The sequence below is a fragment of the Gordonibacter pamelaeae 7-10-1-b genome (assembly GCF_000210055.1).
Classification (GTDB): domain Bacteria; phylum Actinomycetota; class Coriobacteriia; order Coriobacteriales; family Eggerthellaceae; genus Gordonibacter; species Gordonibacter pamelaeae.
This window is the reverse complement of sequence record NC_021021.1, coordinates 1547930-1550584: the sequence shown is the minus strand read 5'-3', so window position 1 is coordinate 1550584 and position 2655 is coordinate 1547930. Positions and strand designations below refer to the sequence as shown.

The window sequence follows — 2655 nt, the reverse complement described above, 5'->3', positions numbered from 1 at the left end:
GGCCAGCATATACCCCCACAGGTAGCCGCCCGTCGGGCCCAGCAGCATGCCGATGCCGCCGCGCATGCCCGAGAACATCGGCAGCCCCACCGCGCCGAGCGCCAGATAGCCCGCAATAGCTGCCAGGCACTCGCGCGGCGTGAGCGCGAGCAGGGCGAACATGAGCGCGAACATCTGCAGCGTGAGCAGCACGGGACCGAAGGGTATGGCAACCCACGCGGACACGCCCATGAGCGCGATCGTGAGCCCCACGAACGCGATCGAGCGCGTCCTCCCCCGCATGCCCGCCGCCTTCTTTCCCCGCATCGCCTGCTCGTCCATGTGCGTTCCCTTCCTGCATGCGGCCTGCTCGCCGCTTCCGTCAGATCGCGTCGCAGTATAGAAGAGCCCGCCGGTTCGCGTAAACCAGCGGGCTCTTCCCGGGTTGACAATCAGGGTGACAACCGTTCGGCGAGCGGGATGCCGCGCACCGCCCCGCTAGAACTTCGCGGTGATCTCGCCGCGCTCCAACTTCCGCAGGCGCCTCATCTCCACGATGATGAAGATGACGGTGACGAAGATGGACAGGAAGTCCGCCATGGGCGTGGCGAAGTACAGCGCGTCGAGCCCGGTGAACTGGGGCAGCACGTGCGGCAGCACCTCGGGCAGCGCGAACAGCAGCGGCACGAGGAACAGGATCTGGCGCGTGAGCGACAGCACGATGGACTTCGCCGGCTGCCCCGTGGCCTGGAAGTAGTTCGACCCGACGATCTGGAAGCCCACGAACGGCAGCATGAGCAGCTGCACCTTGAGCGCGAACACGGTGAAGTCCACGAGCCCGTCGTGCGTGATGCCGAACGCCCCCACGATGAACTCGGGGAACAGGTGCACCACCAGCCACATGAGGGCGCCGAGCACCGTGGCGCCGGCGATGCCGTACCACAGCGTCTTGCGCACGCGGTCGATGAGCTTCGCGCCGTAGTTGAAGCCGAGCAGCGGCTGGATGGCCACGGCCACGCCCACGAGCGGCAGCACGGTGAACATGGCCACGCGCTGCACCACGCCGATGGACGCGAGCGCATCGTCGGCGCCGATGGGGCTCAACGCGCCGTACTGCACCAGCAGGTGGTTGATCACGAAGTTCACCACGGCCATGCCCGCCTGCACGGCGAAGCTGGCGAAGCCGAGCGAGAGGATGGTGCCGATGACGCGCAGGTGCGGCGCCATATAGCGGAAGTGCAGCTTGAGCGGCACGTTGCGTGTGAACACGAAGTACCACAGCACCGCGGCGCACGACGCGGCCTGTCCGATGATGGTGGCCAGCGCGCTACCCTCCACGCCCCAGCCCAGCCGGAGGACGAACAGGTAGTTCAGCGCCGTGGACACCACGAGGCCGATGAGCATGGTGACGAGCGCGCGGTTGGGCGCGCCGGCCGTGCGGATGAAGTTGTTCACGCCCATGCCGATGCACTGGAAGATGAAGCCGAAGCAGATGATCTGCAAAAACGCCCGCGCGTAGGGGCGCACGTCGTCGGTGGCGCTCGAGAGCGTGAGCAGGCTGTCGAGGATGGCGGGGTTCAGCGCCGCGATGCCCACGATAGCCGACACCACCACGCTCAGCAGCACCGTGTTGCCCAGGCTGATCTCGGCGTCCACGCGCCTCCCCTCGCCCAGGCGCAGCGCCGCGAGCGCGTTGCCGCCGTTGCCGATGAGCATGGAGATGGCCATGAACACGATCATGATGGGGTTCGCCACGGTTGCCGCCGACAGGCCGATCTCGCCCATGGCCTGCCCGAGGAAGATGGAGTCCACCACGTTGTAGGCGCCGTTCACCACCATGCCGAGGATGGCGGGGATGGCGAACTCGGTGATGAGGCGCGGGATGGACGCCGCGCCCATGCGGCTGACCTTGCTGTCGCGGCCGGGGTTCTTCGGGTCCTTGCCGAGGGGCGCGCCGGTGCTTTCTTCGTTGAGGTCGAGGGGGAGCTTCGCCTTCGTCGCTGTCGCTGCTGCCATGTCTGCGGGGCCTTTCTCATTTTTGCGGAACGAGATATTTTACTCGCGCGCGCAGAGAAAGGAGAATACCCTGTCGGCGGATACACAAAGCAACCACAGCGAAGCGCCGCCAAAGGCGCTTTTCCGCCGACGGGCGGATGATCTACACGAGATGCGCCTCGCCGGAAGCCACCGGCACGCGCGACCCGTCGGACGCGCGCAGGACAAGGCGGCCGAACGCGTCCACCGAGGCCACCGTCCCCTCGGCCACCGGTTCGCCCGCACGGTTCACCATGCGCACGCTGCGCCCTGTGAGGCTGGCATGGGCGGCGTACTCACCTGCGAGGGGCGCGAAGCCCTCGGCCAGCCAAGCGCGGTACAGCGGCGCGAACGCGTGCAAGACCGCGGCGGCCACGTCGTCGACGTTGCCCTCGAAGCCCAGCTCGGGTAGGTAGACGGGAACGTTCTTGCCGCCCACCGCCGCGGCGTCGACAGCATCCGGCGGCTCCACGTTCACGCCGATGCCCACGCACACGCCCCCCGCATGCGCCTCGAGCGAGATACCGCACAGCTTGCGGAAGACGGGTTGGGCGACCGCAGGTTGGTCGGGGCGCTCGCAGAGCGCCCCTTCGCGCCGGAGGTGCGAAGACGAACTCGCAGGTTGGCGTAGTAAGTCAGCGA

At 67.6% G+C, this 2655-nt stretch carries 3 protein-coding genes; all 3 read right to left on the bottom strand.

What is annotated here, in order from left to right; all coding sequences use genetic code 11:
- Positions 1-321 (bottom strand): biotin transporter BioY (locus GPA_RS07165; protein ID WP_231847599.1); only part of this gene is annotated, 321 nt, incomplete at its 3' end.
- A gap of 156 nt (positions 322-477) precedes the next feature.
- On the bottom strand, positions 478-1995 hold the full coding sequence (locus tag GPA_RS07160) for an MATE family efflux transporter (RefSeq protein ID WP_015539444.1): 1518 nt from the start codon (positions 1993-1995) through the stop codon (positions 478-480).
- 142 nt (positions 1996-2137) lie between these two features.
- Positions 2138-2655 (bottom strand): biotin--[acetyl-CoA-carboxylase] ligase (locus GPA_RS19020; RefSeq protein WP_414735664.1); only part of this gene is annotated, 518 nt, incomplete at its 5' end.